At 32.4% G+C, this 17,949-nt stretch carries 18 protein-coding genes; 5 read left to right on the plus strand and 13 right to left on the minus strand.

From position 1 onward, the window contains the following. Positions 1 to 7: 7 nt before the first annotated feature. Together FNL83_RS08995 and FNL83_RS09000 are read right to left on the minus strand one after the other, a co-directional pair. On the minus strand, positions 8 to 643 hold the full coding sequence (locus tag FNL83_RS08995) for a GTP diphosphokinase (protein WP_001829266.1): 636 nt from the start codon (positions 641 to 643) through the stop codon (positions 8 to 10). A gap of 16 nt (positions 644 to 659) precedes the next feature. Then, the gene (locus FNL83_RS09000) at positions 660 to 1,007 is read right to left on the minus strand and encodes a UPF0738 family protein (protein ID WP_001829330.1); all 348 of its coding nucleotides are present in this window, start codon (positions 1,005 to 1,007) and stop codon (positions 660 to 662) included. Positions 1,008 to 1,290: 283 nt separating this feature from the next. On the opposite strand from FNL83_RS09000, the gene FNL83_RS09005 reads away from it, so the two are divergent. From FNL83_RS09005 to yjbH, 3 genes are all read left to right on the plus strand, one after another. Next, on the plus strand, positions 1,291 to 1,881 hold the full coding sequence (locus FNL83_RS09005) for a CYTH domain-containing protein (protein ID WP_002456102.1): 591 nt from the start codon (positions 1,291 to 1,293) through the stop codon (positions 1,879 to 1,881). Between the two features lie 81 nt (positions 1,882 to 1,962). Beyond that, the gene (locus FNL83_RS09010) at positions 1,963 to 2,328 is read left to right on the plus strand and encodes a truncated hemoglobin YjbI (protein ID WP_002456103.1); all 366 of its coding nucleotides are present in this window, start codon (positions 1,963 to 1,965) and stop codon (positions 2,326 to 2,328) included. 22 nt (positions 2,329 to 2,350) lie between these two features. After that, on the plus strand, positions 2,351 to 3,148 hold the full coding sequence (gene yjbH / locus FNL83_RS09015) for a protease adaptor protein YjbH (RefSeq protein ID WP_001829256.1): 798 nt from the start codon (positions 2,351 to 2,353) through the stop codon (positions 3,146 to 3,148). Between the two features lie 463 nt (positions 3,149 to 3,611). Here yjbH and pepF read toward each other — a convergent pair whose 3' ends face one another. The 4 genes from pepF to spxA all read right to left on the minus strand — a co-directional run bounded on the left by pepF (position 3,612) and on the right by spxA (position 8,019). Continuing rightward, on the minus strand, positions 3,612 to 5,420 hold the full coding sequence (pepF, locus tag FNL83_RS09020; protein ID WP_001829279.1) for an oligoendopeptidase F: 1,809 nt from the start codon (positions 5,418 to 5,420) through the stop codon (positions 3,612 to 3,614). A 50-nt stretch (positions 5,421 to 5,470) separates the two neighbouring features. Further along, positions 5,471 to 6,451, minus strand: coding sequence for a competence protein CoiA (locus FNL83_RS09025; RefSeq protein ID WP_001829282.1), 981 nt, complete (start codon positions 6,449 to 6,451; stop codon positions 5,471 to 5,473). Between the two features lie 95 nt (positions 6,452 to 6,546). After that, positions 6,547 to 7,269, minus strand: coding sequence for an adaptor protein MecA (gene mecA, locus FNL83_RS09030; protein WP_001829308.1), 723 nt, complete (start codon positions 7,267 to 7,269; stop codon positions 6,547 to 6,549). 354 nt (positions 7,270 to 7,623) lie between these two features. Next, entirely contained in the window at positions 7,624 to 8,019 is a 396-nt protein-coding gene (gene spxA, locus FNL83_RS09035) for a transcriptional regulator SpxA (RefSeq protein WP_001829294.1), read from the minus strand. A gap of 290 nt (positions 8,020 to 8,309) precedes the next feature. Between spxA and trpS the strand changes: the two genes are divergently transcribed. Then, positions 8,310 to 9,299: a tryptophan--tRNA ligase gene (gene trpS, locus FNL83_RS09040; RefSeq protein ID WP_001829285.1), complete on the plus strand. Its 990-nt coding sequence runs from the start codon at positions 8,310 to 8,312 to the stop codon at positions 9,297 to 9,299. A gap of 57 nt (positions 9,300 to 9,356) precedes the next feature. On the opposite strand, the gene FNL83_RS09045 is transcribed toward trpS, so the two are convergent. From FNL83_RS09045 to opp3b, 5 genes are read right to left on the minus strand one after another with little or no spacing between them, the layout of a single operon-like run. After that, positions 9,357 to 11,000 carry a peptide ABC transporter substrate-binding protein gene (locus FNL83_RS09045; protein ID WP_001829253.1) on the minus strand — a complete coding sequence of 548 codons (1,644 nt, stop codon included), beginning with the start codon at positions 10,998 to 11,000 and terminating at the stop codon, positions 9,357 to 9,359. A gap of 26 nt (positions 11,001 to 11,026) precedes the next feature. Then, on the minus strand, positions 11,027 to 11,965 hold the full coding sequence (locus FNL83_RS09050) for an ABC transporter ATP-binding protein (protein ID WP_001829319.1): 939 nt from the start codon (positions 11,963 to 11,965) through the stop codon (positions 11,027 to 11,029). Then, on the minus strand, positions 11,958 to 13,037 hold the full coding sequence (locus FNL83_RS09055) for an ABC transporter ATP-binding protein (RefSeq protein WP_001829326.1): 1,080 nt from the start codon (positions 13,035 to 13,037) through the stop codon (positions 11,958 to 11,960). The genes FNL83_RS09050 and FNL83_RS09055 overlap by 8 nt, the downstream gene beginning before the upstream one ends. A 14-nt stretch (positions 13,038 to 13,051) precedes the next feature. Continuing rightward, positions 13,052 to 14,122, minus strand: coding sequence for an oligopeptide ABC transporter permease (opp3C, locus tag FNL83_RS09060; RefSeq protein ID WP_001829251.1), 1,071 nt, complete (start codon positions 14,120 to 14,122; stop codon positions 13,052 to 13,054). Then, positions 14,122 to 15,048, minus strand: coding sequence for an oligopeptide ABC transporter permease (gene opp3b, locus FNL83_RS09065; protein WP_001829338.1), 927 nt, complete (start codon positions 15,046 to 15,048; stop codon positions 14,122 to 14,124). The genes opp3C and opp3b overlap by 1 nt, the downstream gene beginning before the upstream one ends. Positions 15,049 to 15,289: 241 nt before the next feature. On the opposite strand from opp3b, the gene FNL83_RS09070 reads away from it, so the two are divergent. Then, positions 15,290 to 15,661 carry a DUF3899 domain-containing protein gene (locus FNL83_RS09070; RefSeq protein WP_002486011.1) on the plus strand — a complete coding sequence of 124 codons (372 nt, stop codon included), beginning with the start codon at positions 15,290 to 15,292 and terminating at the stop codon, positions 15,659 to 15,661. 70 nt (positions 15,662 to 15,731) lie between these two features. Here the strand turns inward: FNL83_RS09070 and fabF are convergent, their stop codons facing one another. Together fabF and FNL83_RS09080 are read right to left on the minus strand one after the other, a co-directional pair. Continuing rightward, on the minus strand, positions 15,732 to 16,976 hold the full coding sequence (gene fabF, locus FNL83_RS09075; protein WP_001829324.1) for a beta-ketoacyl-ACP synthase II: 1,245 nt from the start codon (positions 16,974 to 16,976) through the stop codon (positions 15,732 to 15,734). Between the two features lie 11 nt (positions 16,977 to 16,987). After that, positions 16,988 to 17,929 carry a beta-ketoacyl-ACP synthase III gene (locus tag FNL83_RS09080; RefSeq protein ID WP_001829261.1) on the minus strand — a complete coding sequence of 314 codons (942 nt, stop codon included), beginning with the start codon at positions 17,927 to 17,929 and terminating at the stop codon, positions 16,988 to 16,990. Positions 17,930 to 17,949: the final 20 nt, after the last annotated feature.

The following is a 17,949-nucleotide window of genomic DNA, read 5'->3' on the forward strand; positions in this document are numbered from 1 at the left end:
CACCTCATTAATCATTTTCATGTTTCTTAGCACGTTTTTGCGTGTAATACTTTTGAGCTTCTTGAATTTCATCTTTAATTTCGGACATTTCTTCATCTAATAAATATGCCGCTTCTGCTGCTCTTTCTAAACGATGTTGAATCTCATCTGGGTATGCCCCATCATATTTATACCTTAATGTATGTTCGATTGTAGCCCAGAAGTTCATTGCTAAGGTTCTGATTTGAATTTCAGCCAAGATGTGCTTTTGTCCACTTAGTGTTTCAATAGGATATTTAATAATCACGTGATAAGAACGATAGCCACTTGCTTTTGTATTTCGAATGTAATCTCTTTCTTCTATAACCTTGAAATCTTGACGTTGTCTTAATATATCAACAACTATGTCAATATCATCCACGAATTGACACATAATTCTAAGACCAGCTATATCGTACATTTCTTCATGTAAACAATCAAAAGGGATACCCCTTTTGTTCGCTTTGTCTATAACGCTTGAAATAGGTTTTACCCTTCCAGTCACAAATTCAATTGGTGAATTATGTTCTCCCACTTCATATTGTTTTCTTAATCCTTTAAGTTTTACTTTTAACTCATCAACAGCTTGCTTATATGGCGTTAAAAATTGATCCCACTGATTCATTTTGTTTCACTCCGCTTCACTCTAGTTCGAAAGTTTTTTCAACAGCTGAAACAAACTCCTTACCATAGTTATTGTTTCCTTCTATGTTATTCAAAACATAATCTAATTCTTCTTGGAAATGCTTTAGTTCTAAATGATTATTAATAATGATTCGTTTATCTCTATTCTCATGCAACATCGACCATGTTTCCTGAACAAAAATCAAATAAGAATATGATTGTCCATCATCTAAAAGATAAGCAAAACCATAATTATCACTATCAACAAGCATTTGACCTACCTCTTCTAGTCCCTCTGTAGATTCTTCTGAGAAGCAATAAACGCCATCATCTTTTAATTTAATTTCATTTATGTAAATACGCATGCTTGTTTCCTCCTTATTCCATACTAGTTTAACATATTACAACCTATCAAAACACGCTACAACTCACAGAAAAATCTTCTAGTCTCTCATGTTTTTACTGTTATCATTACTCATACTTTTATGATGATTTAGTGATCACCACAATCCTTTTATCATGTAACTAACCTAGTAAATTTAAGTTTCAACTTTTACTTATAGTGTTTGACTTTAATTATAAATCAAAATTCGTCATAATAAGACGTGCTAAATTTACAATAGCTAAAACATGATAGAGGTGACTTTTATGTCTACGAATAATGAGATTGAATTTAAACAAATACTAGATCAAGATACTTACTCAAAAATCTATGAACACTATTTCAAAAATCAATCACCTTTTAAGCAAACTAATTTCTATATCGACACAGAGAATTTTAAATTAAAACAGCATCATGCTGCTTTGCGTATAAGGGTAAAAGATTATATGTTTGAAATGACTTTAAAAGTCCCTGCTGAAGTTGGATTGACAGAATATAATCACTCAGTAAATATAGAACCTGAACTTGATATGTCACTTCAACTTTCTCAATTACCCAACGATATTAGAAATATTTTAGAACAGGACTTTAATATTTTAGAAAATGAGCTTAAAGTACTAGGAAACTTAACTACCTATCGTTTAGAAACCGATTATCAAAATGAATTACTAGTATTAGATAAGAGTGAATATCTCGGCAAAACTGATTATGAATTAGAGTTTGAAGTTCATTCTTATGATGAAGGATATTCAAAATTTAAAACTTTACTTCAACATTTTAATCTTCAACATCAAAAACCCTTGAATAAAGTGCAACGTTTTTTTCAAGAAAAACAAAATGCAAGTGATAAAGAGTAACAGTTGTCGATAAGGCAAATTACTTTTAAATGTAAAAATTCATGTTATATTAGATATATATTAATGGAACACGGTGATATTATGTCTAAAACACCATATGAGTTGATTGGTCAAAAAGCCTTGTATCAAATGATTGATCATTTCTATCAACTTGTCGAGAAAGATTCTCGTATCAATCATTTATTCCCAGGCGATTTCAAGGAAACCAGTCGAAAGCAGAAGCAATTTTTGACACAGTTTCTTGGAGGTCCTGACTTATATACCCAAGAACATGGTCATCCCATGTTAAAACGAAGACATATGGAATTTACAATTAGCGAGTATGAACGTGATGCATGGCTTGAGAACATGCATACTGCTATTCAACACGCCAAACTTCCTGCGGGTGTAGGCGATTACTTGTTTGAGCGATTAAGACTTACTGCAAATCACATGGTAAATTCCTAAATTTAATTGTAGGTGAAAATACATGGCTGAAGAATTAAGAATCATGGAGAATAAGAGTCGTGAAGATACTAATCTATCACCTGTTAGCAAAATAGAAATCTATTCTTTTTTTGATCCTTTTAGCAAAGATTGTTTTAAATTATCTGCAATCTTATCAAAATTAAGAATTGAATATAATAAATATATAAAGGTAAGACATATTTTAAACCCTTCTTTAAAGGTATTAACTAAGTGTCAAGCTCAAAGTACTTCAGATTTTGACAATATTGCACTTGCCTATAAAGCCGCTGAACTTCAAGGTCGTATCAGAGCAGAAAGATTTATACATTTAATGCAAAATGAAATCATTCCAAAACGTGATATTATTACCGAAGATATGATTTCTGATTGTATTAATAATGCCGGCATTGACTATCAAGTTTTTAAAGAAGACTTGCAAAAGGACAAGTTGACTGACAGCTTGAAAGTTGATCTTCACATTGCAAGAGAAATGGAAATAGAACAAGCTCCCTCACTTGTTTTTTTCAGCGAAAATGTTCATGAAGAAGGTTTAAAAGTCGAAGGATTATATCCTTATCATATTTATACTTACATTATTAATGAGTTAATGGGACAACCTATAGAGAAAAATCTTCCTCCAAAATTAGAATACTACATTCAAAAGAAACAACTAGTAACAATGGAAGAACTTTTAACGATCTATGAATGGCCTGAAAAATTGCTAAATAAAGAATTAAAGAAACTCACACTTCAACAAAAAGTTGAAAAGTTGCAATATCCAGAGGGAGAATTTTGGAAATCTAAAATGCCTCAGTGTTAATGATAGATATGATGAGAGCTATACAAATTTCATTTTGAAAATTATATCTTAATTACGATAGCGTGGACTCTCGAGTATAAAAAGAAGAATTCACATTTATGTTTAACTCAGTTATCTATAATTTAAAAAAATCGCCTATGACGTGAATAGTTGTCATAGGCGATTTTTAATATTTACTGATTTATTTTTTATTAAAAATATACACAATAATGTATATATCATGTATAGCAATAATTTTTAAATTCACTTTAAAAATTTGCAAATAAAAAAACGCCGTGTCTGATTACACGACGCTAAACAAAGGGGATGGGAGAAATTTTTCACTTCAAACAAAGGGGTATGTTTGTTATGTGATTAATTTCATGTTCATAATATAACACGGTAAAATATCCTTTTCAACCCTTGTTTATTCATAAAATTAAATTGTCACAATCTGTTCATATTGTAAGCGAATTTAATTCTACTAAGCTTTCATTAACTTTTCAAAAGCATCTAATTTTTGTTCGAATACTTCACAAGCTTCCTCTATTGGTTGAGGTGTTGTCATGTCAACACCTGCATTTTTTAAAATTTCAATCGGATAGTTTGAGCTACCCTTTTTTAAGAATTCATTGATATATCGTTCAACAGCAGGTTGACCCTCAGTTAAAATTTGATGACTTAAACTTTGAGCTGCACTATAACCAGTTGCGTATTGATATACATAATAATTCATATAGAAATGAGGAATACGTGACCATTCTTTACTAATATCATCGTCAGTTTCTACTGCTTCACCAAAATATAGTTTGTTCAGTTTAGCATATTCTTCATTCATACGATTTGGCGTTAACGGCTCCCCAGCTTCTTCTATTTGATGTATTTTATGTTCAAATTCAGCAAACATTGTTTGACGGAATAGTGTTGCTCTAAATCGTTCTAATTCTTGGTTAAGTAACAATAGACGTCGTTCATCATCTAAATGTTTGTCCATGTAGTCACTAAGTAAAGCCTCATTACAAGTTGATGCTACCTCAGCGACAAAGATTGTATAATCGCTTAAATTTGATGGTTGATTCTGTCTACTAAAGTAACTATGTGCAGAGTGACCAAATTCATGTACTAAAGTATATAAATCAGAAACAGTGTCTGACCAGTTAAGTAAAATGAAAGGATTAGTTAAATGTCCACCGGATGAATATCCGCCTGAACGTTTACCTTTATTTTCATATACATCGACCCAACGGTTATCTAGACCTTCCTTAACCACGTTTAAGTATTCTTCTCCCATTGGCTCAAGTGCTTTTAACATCCAGGATTTTGCCTCTTCATATGGCATTTCAAATTTGACATCTTTAACAAGAGGTGTATAAAGATCATACATTTTTAAATCGTCTAAACCTAGTAACTCTTGTCTAAGCTTCGTGTATCTGTGTAATAAAGGTAAGTATTTATGGACCGTTTTGATTAAGTTATCGTAAACAGCTTCTGGAATATGATTATTACTTAAAGCTCTTTCACGTGCTGAACGATAATGATGAGTTCTAGCATTAAATACATTTTTCTTAACCTCACCAGCTAAAGTAGCACCTAGCGTGTTATTATGCGCACCGTATGCTTTATAAACATTTCTAAAAGCAGAAGCTCTTAACTCACGATCATCAGACTCTAAATACTTGATAAATGTACCTTGTGTTAAAGGATAAGCTTGACCATCTTTATCTATAGCATCTTCAAATTCTAAATCTGCATTGCTGAACATTCCATATACATTAGAAGGCGTTGAAAGTGCGTCTTGTGCTTCTGTTAATAACTTTTCTGTATTCGCATCTAATATATGTGGACGTTTCTCATTAATCAATTTCAAATCGAATTCATATCGTTTTAAATCATCATTAGAATCGATAAAAGATTGAATAGTAGCTTCATCTAGTTGTAAAATTTCAGGTACTAAAAAACTCCATGCAGAGCTATATTTAATAACAAGTTGATGTGCACGCGCTTCTAAACCGGTATATTTATCATTTGCAGTATCTTGATCTTGTTTTAAATGTGCGTATACATATACCTTTTCTAATTTTGTACCTAACTCGTCTTCAAGACTTAGCGCTTCATATAATGTTTCAGCACTTTCACCAAGATGACCTTTAAATTTTTCTTCTTCACCTATTTTAGCTTCAATACTTTTAAAAGCTTCTTCAAATGCTTCATCACTTTTAAAAATAGTTGTTAAATCCCATGTATATTCAGGATATTTACGTTCCTGTTCTTCTCTTGTTAATTGTTGACTCATAATGTAAACCTCCTTAATAATCTGAATAGCTTAATTTTCTCATTTTAGCACTACTTTTGCACGTTTAAGCTTTCGTGTTCATATAAATAATCAAATTCACGTAAAATAGTGCTTAATATTTGACGTTTGTCGTATTGAAACGTTGCAAACACCCTAAACTTCACTTGACTAAGAAGTTGTTTACATAATTCGTTGTCATTTAATGTTCTTCTTAGCAACAAATATTTTAATTGCCATTCTATTGGATGCGTTATTAAATATATTTGATGTGGTACAACATATCCTAATTTAGAAATTACATCAGAATCATACATATTTAATTGATACATGGCACTGAGTGTAGGTTCTAAAACACTGTGACGCTTTCTACAATAGTTTATATAACGTTGTATATTAGAAGCAGATAACCTAAAATTGGGAACATTATTTGATTGAAAAGTCATATTTATTATATCTTCAAATTTTAAAACTTTTCTTTGAGCAACAAAATTTTTACCGCCTACATGTTGAAGTTGACTATATAATATTAATACAAACTTTTTGGAATCCCATGTTACTAATGTTCTATTAATTGGATGAATAAAAGCACTTTGAAATGGTGATAATTTAACGTATTTATATTTCAAAGGAACATCTTTAATAATCCAAATCACATTCAAACCTATTCGCTTTAAACCAGTTGTTCGGCGAATAATTTTACTGATACTTATTTTAGAAAATTGAACTTCAATTGCATTTTCTTGATTGATCACAATATCTGGATATTGCAAAACTTCTTTGTAATAAGGTTCAATTTCCACGTTAAAATTCAATGCTTTATAAATTCTTGCTAAATATAACTTTGCTTCATAATGTTCAACTGATTCTGACTTTGAACAGTGGTGATTAAAACGTGTTTTATGCGCAAAGTGAGCTATTAAAGTCATCCCTTGTTTGAGTATCACCTCAGACTTACAGTGAGGACATTGATATTTATCAAATTTGTTTGCATGTTGCGCTAAAATTTTCTGACCTTGCTGATTGATTGCCATTAACATCTCCTCACCCCATTATTAATAACGGAGTACAGCATAGTTTTACTTTTTAAAATAAAAAAAGGTGCCCAATGGCACCTTTTAAATCATTATTATTCGTTTGTATCAGTAAAGTATTTACGTACTTGAGAAGTAACATTGTGACTCATAATAATCTTAGCGTAGTCGTTTAAATAAATATTTGTTTTATCAGTTGGATATGCAAACTCCAATAACTGACTATAACTATCGTTAATCATCTCTTGTGAAACTGAATCATCAAAATGAATTGAGTAATAATATTTATTATCAATCATATATAATAAATCTTCAAATTCATCAGTGTTTTGATTATTATGATAAGCATAGTCGATAACTTGCTCTAAATCGTCAAACTTCACTATAATATTTCTCACATTTGATGGCTTATGCGCACGTCTTTGTTGTTTATCTTGATGGTTTTTCTTTTGTTGTTTACGTTGTTCAAATAAATCTTCTAAACTTTCTTCACCTTCAAGTGTTTGAGCCAATAATTCATTTACCTGATCATCAAATTGATGATTTGTATCATCATCTGACATATTCATAGCATCTTCATTTTTTGATTTAGAAATCGTTACTTCCACGCCCTTTTCAAAAGCGTGTACTTGAATCCAAAGTGGACCTTCAACTACAAAATCCTCTTCTTCATTAATTTCATCCATCATTGACCAGAAAAACTCTTCACCACGTTTACGGTTACTCCATAGGTCTTCACGACTAAAACCACGTGCTTCAATGTCACTATATGTTATAAACAATTTTACTGTTGTATCATCAACACGTTCTATTCTCATATCATCTCACTCCTTACAGTCGATGAATAGTAACCATATTGTATTAGAACGGAGGTTAAATTACAATTTATTTGTTTGATTAAATTTAACTATTATTCATTTGGACATCTATTTTAACATATTCCCTGTTTTATTAACAAAAAACTTACTTTAAATAAGATTATATATAAAAGAGCCTAGGACGAAAAATGTCCTAGGCATACTTTAACGAATGGCAATCGATGACTAAATTGTTAATACGCATATGTTAAGCGTTGTTCAACACGATTCTTCGTTACCAAAGTGGAAGAACGAAATCAGCAAGAATTCTATTCCACTCTCAAATATCTTTCAAGGAAGTTGTTAATATTATTATTAATCAACTAAACGTTGCGCTTCTTGTAATTGGAACGTACGTACTTTTCGTGGTAGGAAACGACGAATTTCATCTTCGTTGTATCCAACTTGTAAACGTTTATCATCTAAAATAATTGGACGACGTAACAAGCCAGGATTATCTTGAATGATTGAGTATAAATCTTGTAATGGTAATGAATCTATATCTACATTCAATTTTTGATATGTCTTAGAACGTGTTGAAATAATTTCGTCAGTTCCATCTTCAGTCATTTTTAAAATTTGTTTAATTTCATCAATTGTTAAATGTTCAGAAAAAATGTTACGCTCCGTATACGGAATATCATGTTCTTGTAACCATGCTTTCGCTTTACGGCAAGATGTGCAACTTGGTGAAGTAAATAATGTTACCATACATCTCACTCTCCTATAGAATGAATTTAATTCATTATTTTAAAATTATTTGTTAATTAAAGAAATTAAGTTTTTAGCTTTCTTAATCTTACACTTATTATTATAAATGGCTAAGATTAAAATTAAATGAGAAAAACCTAATTTTTCTGAGAAATCTTAAAAATAAATAAAAATGTATATCTCTCTTTAACGATATACCCAGATATTGATATTTTAACACAACTTACAAATTAACGAAATACTGTTATAATGTTACATAAACAATATTAATTAGAAAGTAGGCATCTAATATGGAAACTTTATTCTCAGGAATTCAGCCAAGTGGTATTCCAACAATTGGTAACTACATTGGTGCATTAAAACAATTTGTAGATGTTCAAGATGACTATGAATGTTTTTTCTGTATCGTAGACCAACATGCAATAACGGTACCACAAGATCGCTTAAAATTACGCAAACAAATACGTCAACTCGCAGCAATTTATTTGGCAACAGGTATTGATCCAGATAAATCGACTTTATTTATTCAATCTGAAGTCCCTGCACACGTGCAAGCTGGTTGGATGCTTACAACAATAGCTTCTATTGGTGAATTGGAACGTATGACTCAGTTTAAAGACAAAGCTCAGAAACGCGCAGATGGAGTGCCTGCTGGTCTACTCACTTATCCACCATTGATGGCGGCTGATATCGTGATTTACAACACTAACATTGTCCCTGTTGGTGATGATCAAAAACAGCATATGGAACTGACACGTAATTTAGTAGATCGTTTCAATAGTAGATATAACGATGTATTAGTAAAACCAGAGGTACGAATGCCTAAAGTTGGTGGGCGTGTGATGAGTTTACAAGATCCTACTAAAAAAATGAGTAAAAGTGATGATAATCAGAAGAATTTCATTTCTTTATTGGATGAACCTCATGTAGCTGCCAAAAAAATTAAAAGCGCTGTAACAGACTCTGACGGTATAATAAAATTTGATCGTGAGAATAAACCAGGCATTTCAAATTTACTTTCAATATATTCTGGTCTAACTAATGAATCTATTAAGAATATTGAATCTAAATATGAAGGTGAAGGTTACGGTAAATTTAAAGGTGATTTATCGGAAATCGTTAAAGATTTTCTTATTAATTTCCAAGAAAAATATGCAAGCTTTTATAATTCTGATGACCTAGATGATATTCTAGATAAAGGTAAAGAAAAAGCTCAAAAAGCTTCATTTAAAACATTGAAAAAAATGGAAAAAGCAATGGGCTTAGGTCGAAAAAGATAATACTATATAATATACAAATAATGCCTCGAAAATAATTTTCGAGGCATTTTTATACTTCTATTTACCTGTCTCCCTATTGATTGATTTATCAATATAGACATGTTTAAGCGTCGTTTCAGGCCCTACTTTGTGATATTGTAATCCTTTTACTTGCGGATTCGTTAAGTGTGCTTCTCCTTTTTGATAAACAGGAGCGACTGGCGCTTCATGTAATAAGATATATTCCGCTTTTTGTAATGAGGTATTACGTTCACCTGGCTTTCGTAAAAGCTTGCTGTTAGCATCTTTGAGTAATTGATCGTATTCTTTATTACTCCAATCTGTATTATTCTGTGCATTATTTTTTGTCATTGTTTGAAGAAATGCTGTTGGGTCAGGATAATCAGGACTCCACCCTGAATAACTTGCTTCATAGTTATTTGCTAATTCTAAAGTAGTTTTTTGTTTAAATGGCATTTGTTTAATTTTGAGTGTCACACCTGGCAAATGACTTTCAATTTGAGATTTTATATATTCGGCAGCAATTTTTGAAGCAGGTGTATCCTGTGTGTTCATCGTAAAAGTAAATTTATTTTTTCCTAATTCTTTTTGTGCTTCTCTCCAATTCTTTTTCGCTAAATCAGGGTTGAATTTTAATGGTGATTTGATGGTTCTTGCAAAATCTTTGCCATCCGGTGTATCGGCAGTTCCTACTCCAGTAAAATTATTTGATGGTAGCGAACCATCATTTAAAACAGAATTGACATACCCTTTTTTATTTATTGCTTGAGATATAGCCAATCTTAAATGCTTATTTTTAAATTCAGGAACTGTTTTTTGATTCATTTTAATAAAGAATGTTGCTGCTGTTAAACGATAATTCAAAGCAGATTCTCCTCTATATTTATCAACTTGTTCAGAAGTTATAATAGTATCATCGACCGAGCCAGTATCATATAACGATGCACCTGCTTGTTGATCTTTTAATACTTTATAGTTCACTTTATCTAATTTTACATTCTTCTTATCCCAATATTGTTCATTTTTAACTAATTGAATTTTATCTTCCACTTTCCAATTTGTTACTTCAAATGGTCCATTGTACACTGCTTTTTCAGCAGTTGTACCATATTGTTCTCCAAACTTTTTAGCAACTTTCTCATTTTGAGGATTAAATGTATTAAGTGCTAATAGTTCATTAATATAAGGTACAGGTCTTTCTAAATCTACTTGTAATTTATATTTACCTATAGCCTTGATACCCAAATCCTTGACTGATTTTTTACCTGCATTAACTTCATCTGCATTTTTTATATCGCTCATTATGTATGCAAACTCAGAAGCCGTCTTAGGATTAACTACCTTTCTCCACGCATATACGAAGTCATATGCAGTTACCGAATCTCCATTGGACCATTTTGCATTTTTTCTTAAATTAATCGTAAGTGTTTTGCCACCATTACTTTTCTTTGGAAAAGATTTAGCAATAGCTGGTTCAGCTTTGTCTTCTTTATTTAAAGTATATAATCCTTCAAAAGCTTGAGCTGCTATATCACCAGAAACAGCATCTGTAATTAAAGCTGTATCTAGTGTAGTCATATCTTGTGTGATTACCTTCCTAAAAACTTGCCCCTGGTCTGAATATAAACTCTGCTTATTACTACAAGCAGATAAAATTATGCATACACTTAATAAAATAATTAAGACTTTAAAACCTTTCATCCTTTAATTCCTCCTTTCTTAACTTATTAAACAGACAAACCATACTTTTGTTTCAATTTAACTGCTTCGTTTTGAGTAGAAAATACATAATGTTGTGGTCTAATTTCATTTAATTGACGTTCTTCATTAAGCGTTGCATCTTCATGATATAAAACACGTTGACGATTTCTCTCAACATCAGGATCAGGCTGTGGAATGGCACTTAATAATGACTTAGTATAATCATGTAATGGATAATTATAAATATCATCAGCCGGTCCAATTTCTACAATTTTACCGAAGTGCATCACTGCAATTCTATCGGAAATATATTTCACCATTGATAAATCATGAGCAATAAACAATAAAGTAATATCACGTTCACGTTGTAGCTTTAATAAAAGATTAACGACTTGAGCTTGAATCGATACATCTAATGCTGATATCGGTTCATCTGCAATAATAAATTCTGGCTCTACAGCTAATGCACGTGCGATACCAATACGTTGTCTTTGTCCGCCTGAAAACTCATGTGGGTAACGATTCGCGTGTTCTTTACCTAAACCAACTGTTTCTAAAAGGTCGTATACACGTTTCTTTCGATCACGCTGACTACTAGCAAGTTTGTGAATATCTATTCCTTCAGCTACGATATCCATTACCTTTAACCGAGGATTTAGAGATGCATAAGGATCTTGAAATATCATTTGAATTTTCTTATTAAACTTCAATCGCTCTTTACGTTTTCTAATTTGATGAATATCTTTACCATCATACTCGATTGCGCCATCAGTAATATCATTTAATTTGATAATGGCTTTTCCAGTCGTTGATTTACCACATCCAGACTCTCCTACTAGGCCTAAAGTTTCCCCTTTATAAACATCAAAACTTATATTATCAATCGCTTTAACTTCATTATGTTTACCTTGATTAAAATACTGTTTTAAATTTTTAACTTGTAATAATACATTTTCATTACTCATTAAAAGCCACCCTCTCTACTCTATGTGGTTGTTCATAATTACTTGGCATTGTTCTTAATCGTTTTTGAACCATTGAAGGTGGCGTAACTTTTGGAGCTCTTGCATCTAATAACCAAGATTTAACAAAATGTGTGGGTGAAATTTTGAACCAAGGTGGTTCTTCTTTAAAATCAATATCTAAAGCATATCGACTTCTACGTGCGAAAGCATCACCAATTGGTGGATGAAGTAAATCTGGTGGTGTACCTGGAATTGCAATTAAGTCCGTGTCATTACTGGTTGTTAAATCAGGCATTGAAGAAAGCAATCCCCAGGTATAGGGATGTTTAGGATCATAAAATATTTCATTCACATCCCCTGTTTCAACCATCTGTCCCCCATACATTACGGCTACTTTGTCCGCAATATTTGCTACAACGCCTAAATCATGCGTAATAAAGATAATTGAAGTTTCAATCTTATTTTGTAGTTCTTTCATAAGATCTAAAATTTGAGCCTGCATTGTCACATCTAAAGCAGTTGTAGGCTCATCAGCAATTAATATTTTAGGCTCACATGCCAATGCTATTGCAATAACTATTCTCTGACGTTGTCCTCCTGAAAATTGATGTGGATAAGCTTTAAATCGTTTTTCAGCACGAGGTAACCCAACTAAATTCAAAATTTCCAATGCTCTTTGCTTGGCCTTTGCTTTACTTAATTTCTTATGTTTAATCAAAGGTTCCATGACTTGCTTTCCGATTTGCATTGTTGGATTTAAAGAAGTCATAGGATCCTGAAATATCATTGAAATATCTCGACCTCTTAGCTGTATCAGTTCTTTTTCACTTTTCTGAGCTAAGTCCTCACCTAAAAATAAGATTTCTCCCTTTTTTATTCTTCCTGTATCCTTTTGAAAAAGTTTTGTAATTGCCTTAGTTGTTACAGATTTTCCAGATCCAGATTCTCCAACAATGGCTAACGTTTCCCCTTTATTTAAATGAAAATCCACGCCTCTGACAGCTTGCACTTCTCCTGCAGCAATATCAAAGGAAACGTGCAAATCATTTACTTCTAATACCGTTTCTGTCATTACTTTTACCTCCTTTATTTTCGCATTTTTGGGTCGAATGCATCACGTAGTCCATCACTAAATAGATAGAAGAATAAAATCAATAAACTTAAAATGATTGCTGGAATAAATAATTCATGAGGATGTATCAACAACATTGCACGCCCATCATTGACAAGAGATCCTAATGACGTCTTAGGCGCAGGCACCCCTATTCCAATAAAGCTTAAAAATGCTTCGAAAAATATTGCACTTGGAACAGTAAACATTGATGTAACGACAATTGCTCCTAATGTGTTAGGTAATATATGTTTAAAGATTAACTTGAATTTAGAAGCACCCAATGTTTGAGATGCCAAAACAAATTCTTGATTTTTCAATTTTAAAAATTCTCCACGTACCACTCTACTCATCCCCAGCCAGCCAGTAATTGACATAGCTAATATAATAGTCCAAATTGATGGTTCAAAAATAAGTACGAATAAAATAACGACAATTAAATTGGGTATAGAAGCAATAATTTCTAAAATCCTTTGCATCACATCATCTACCCTGCCTCCAAAGAAACCAGAAACGGCTCCATATACAACGCCAATACAAATATCTAATAATGCAGCAACTACACCAATATAAAGTGAAATTTGAGCACCTTTCCAAGTACGTGTCCATAAATCACGTCCAAGTTGATCAGTACCAAACCAATAGTTTTCTTTCGCACCTGCTTCTTTGTAAGCATTTTTACCGTCCGTACCTTTACCGTCAAAAGGTAAAAATGAAACATGATCTAATAATGGTATTTTTGCTGGGAGATTACGATGATCAACATTCTGCTCAGCAAAATCGTGTTTATTCATTAATGGTCCTATAAATGCCATAATAACTATAAGCAACAAACCTATCATTCCGATTACTGCTAATTTATTACGTTTCAATTGTGACCAAGCATCTTGCCAAAAATTCTTACTTTGACGTGGCATTTCTGGCTCTTGATTCAAGTCTAAATCTCTAATAATAAAATCTGTATTCGAAATATCATTACTTGTATGTGACATCGTTGCATTAGAAATATCGCCATTAATGTTTGTAACATCTTCTTTATTACTCATTATTTCTTGCCCCCTTGTACACGAATTCTTGGATCGATAACACCATATAAAATGTCTACAATAAAGATCGAAACAATAAATAAAGTACTGAATAATATCGTTGTAGCCATGATGACTGAAAAATCATTTGTAGTTATAGAACGAACAAATTGATCACCTAATCCTGGAACACCAAAGATATTTTCAATTGTTAATGTTCCTGTTAATATACCTGCTAACATAGGTACAATGATTGTAATAATAGGAATTAATGCATTTCGTAATGCATGTCCAAAGAGCACTTTTAAAGTAGAATTTCCTTTAGCTCGAGCTAAAAGTATGTAATCTGAACTGAGTACTTCAATCATTTCAGCTCTAATATATCTTGCAACAGTTGCTAAAACTGTAGCTGATAGTGCTAGAGAAGGTAAAATAGCTGTAGAAAAACCTTCCCATCCTGCAACTGGAAACCATTCTAACTTAACTGCAAATACATACTGCAATAAAACTGCTAAGACAAATGACGGCACTGATACTGCGATAACAGAGATAATTGTTGTTGTATAGTCTACCCATGTATTTTGTTTAGTAGCAGCAGCAACACCTAATACTAAACCTAAAACAACACCAATAACCATAGCTGTTATTCCCATCTCCATTGAAGGTATCAATCGTGGTTTAACTAAATCCCACACTGGCATATTATGATATTGAAATGAGTTGCCAAAATCACCTGTTACTACATTTTTCAAATAATTAACATATTGTAATGCTACTGGATCATTCAAACCGTACTTTTCATTTAATATTTCTTTTTGTTGCGCATTAAGTTTTGTGTCATTAAACGGAGATCCTGGCATTAATTTCATTAAGAAAAATGTAATTGTTATAACAATAAATAACGACACAAACATATAACACAATCGTTTCAACACATATTTAGTCATATACACCCTCCTAAATTAAAGAATATTCAAAATTGACATTCCCTTCATAATTTTCAGAAATATTAATCTTTATTATATCTATAATATTTATACAATTGCAATATCATTTTGCATTACAGTACTATAGTAAATATAGATAAATGACTTTTTTTGTTTTATTCTCTTACTTTTGCAATATAAAAATCTACCCTTTTCTAATATTAAGTTAAAATACATTTAGCATAGATAGGAGGTTTCATTAATGTCCATAAATTCTTATTTGATTTCGTCATTATTTACGCCAGTTTTATCAATAATTATATGGTTATTTTATTCAAATCACTTTATAAATTTAATCAATATCTTATTTTATACATCATTCATTATTTTTATAATTGCTTTCCTTATTTTACTCATTCAAGAAGGAATATTTGATGCTACAAGTTTTGGATTTCGTCGTTTAAAGTATCAACTTTCCTCAACTAAGAGAAAACGTATGATGAAAAATGACCACTTTTTCAATCCACAAAAAGTTAAAAAAGAAAGTTATATTATTTCCCCATGGGTAGTTCCAACATTGATTATTAACCTCACTTATATAATTGTGAGTATCGGAGTATCTTTATTAATATAAAAAAATCTTCAAGTGAGTAGCTAAATTAATAACTCATCACTTGAAGATTTTTGTTTACATTTATTTAATTTTAGTCTTCAAATTTTTTAAATACTAACACTGCATTATGTCCACCAAATCCTAAACTATTACTCATTGCATAGGTAATGTCTAAGTCTTGGGCTACATTCGGAACAATGTCCAAATCACATTCTTCGTCTGGTGTGATTGCATGTATTGTAGGGGCTACCTTTGAATCACGAATTGATAGCGCAGAAAAAATAGCTTCAATTCCACCTGTAGCACCTAATAAATGTCCAGTCATTGATTTAGTTGAACTTACTTTTAATGACTTCGCAGCATCACCGAATGTATTTTTAATCGCTTGAACCTCATATAAATCTCCAACAGGTGTACTTGTGCCATGTGCATTTAAATACTGTACATCTTGAGCTTTGATTCCAGCATCATCTAAAGCAGCTTGCATAGCTCGTGAGCCACCTTCACCTTCAGGCGCAGGTGCTGTAATATGATGTGCATCGCCAGAGGAACCATAACCTACAACTTCAGCGTAAATTTCAGCGCCTCTCTCTTTAGCTGAATCTAATGATTCAAGTACAACAATACCTGCCCCTTCACCCATAACAAAGCCATCACGGCCTTCTTGGAATGGTCGACAAGCTGTTTCAGGGTCATTGTTTGTAGATAATGCACGACTTGCACTAAACCCTGCGATTGCCATATGTGTAATAGGTGCCTCTGTTCCACCAGTCACCATTGCATCTGCATCACCACGTTGAATAATTTTAAATGCCTCACCTATTGAGTTAGTCCCCGTAGCACAAGCTGTTACTGTAGAACCATTGGGCCCTTTGGCACCTAAATCAATAGAAACTTGACCAGTAGCCATATCAGGAATTAACATTGGAACGAAAAATGGACTTACTCGACGTGGTCCTCTTTCTACAAGTGTTGTATGTGCAACTTCGAAAGTTTCCATACCACCGATACCAGAACCAATCCATACACCAATACGGTCGGCATTTTTTTCATTAATATTTAATTGTGCATCTTTAACCGCTTCTCTTGCAGCAACCACCGCGTATTGTGTAAACCGATCCATACGGCGAGCTTCTTTTCTATCAATGTGGTCTTCTATATTAAAATCTTTCAATTCACCAGCAAGATGTACATTATAATCATCAGTATCTATTCTTGTGATTTTATCTATACCGTTAACACCTTTTAGTGCATTGTCCCATGTTGTTTTAGCATCGTTACCAATTGGAGATAAGGCTCCGATACCCGTTATAACAACTCTATTATTTTTATTCATACGTTATCCTCCTATTTTCCCCATTTAATAACGATTGCGCCCCAAGTTAGACCTCCACCGAAGCCAACTAAGACTAAAGTATCGTCATCTTTGATTTTTCCATTTTGCAATTCTTGATTAATACTTAATGGTATTGAGGCAGCCGAAGTATTACCATATTTATTTACTGAGACACTCATTTTTTCTCTTTCTATTCCTAATCTCTCTCTCGCAGATTCCATAATTCTAATATTAGCCTGATGTGGAACAAATAAGTCTATGTCTTCAGACGATAAACCAGCTTTCTCAACTACACGCGTAGATGCATCACCCATAATTCTCACAGCAAATTTAAATACTTCTCTACCATTCATTTTGAGTTTGCCAGTTTCTCTATCTAAGTACAAGTATTTACCACCACTACCGTCTGAACCCATTTCATAGCTAATGATACCACGACCTTCAGCAACTTCTCCCATGACAACAGCTCCAGCACCGTCTCCAAATAATACAGCAGTAGAACGGTCAGTCATATCGGTAATCTTAGATAATTTATCAGCACCCACAACTAAAATATGTTTGTAATCACCAGATTGTATATATTGTTTAGCAGTAATCATTGAATACATAAAGCCAGAACATGCAGCAAGTTGATCCATAGTAGCAACCTTACCTGTTCCTAGTCTTTCTTGTAAGATGTTAGCCACGCTTGGGAAAGGCATATCCCCAGTAGCTGTAGCAACGATAATCATGTCTATATCTACTGGCTGAATGCCGGCATCCTCTATCGCTTTAATACTTGCATTGTATGCTAAATCAGATGTGTCTTGATCTTCGTCTGCCCAATGTCTTTCTTTAATACCAGTCATTTTAGAAATCCATTCATCTGAAGTTTCTAAAAACTGCTCAAAATAGGCATTGTCTATAATATTTTTAGGTGCATATGCACCAAAACCTTTAATACCCACATTCATGGTTGTACACCTTCTTAAAA

It is taken from the genome of Staphylococcus epidermidis (assembly GCF_006742205.1).
Classification (GTDB): domain Bacteria; phylum Bacillota; class Bacilli; order Staphylococcales; family Staphylococcaceae; genus Staphylococcus; species Staphylococcus epidermidis.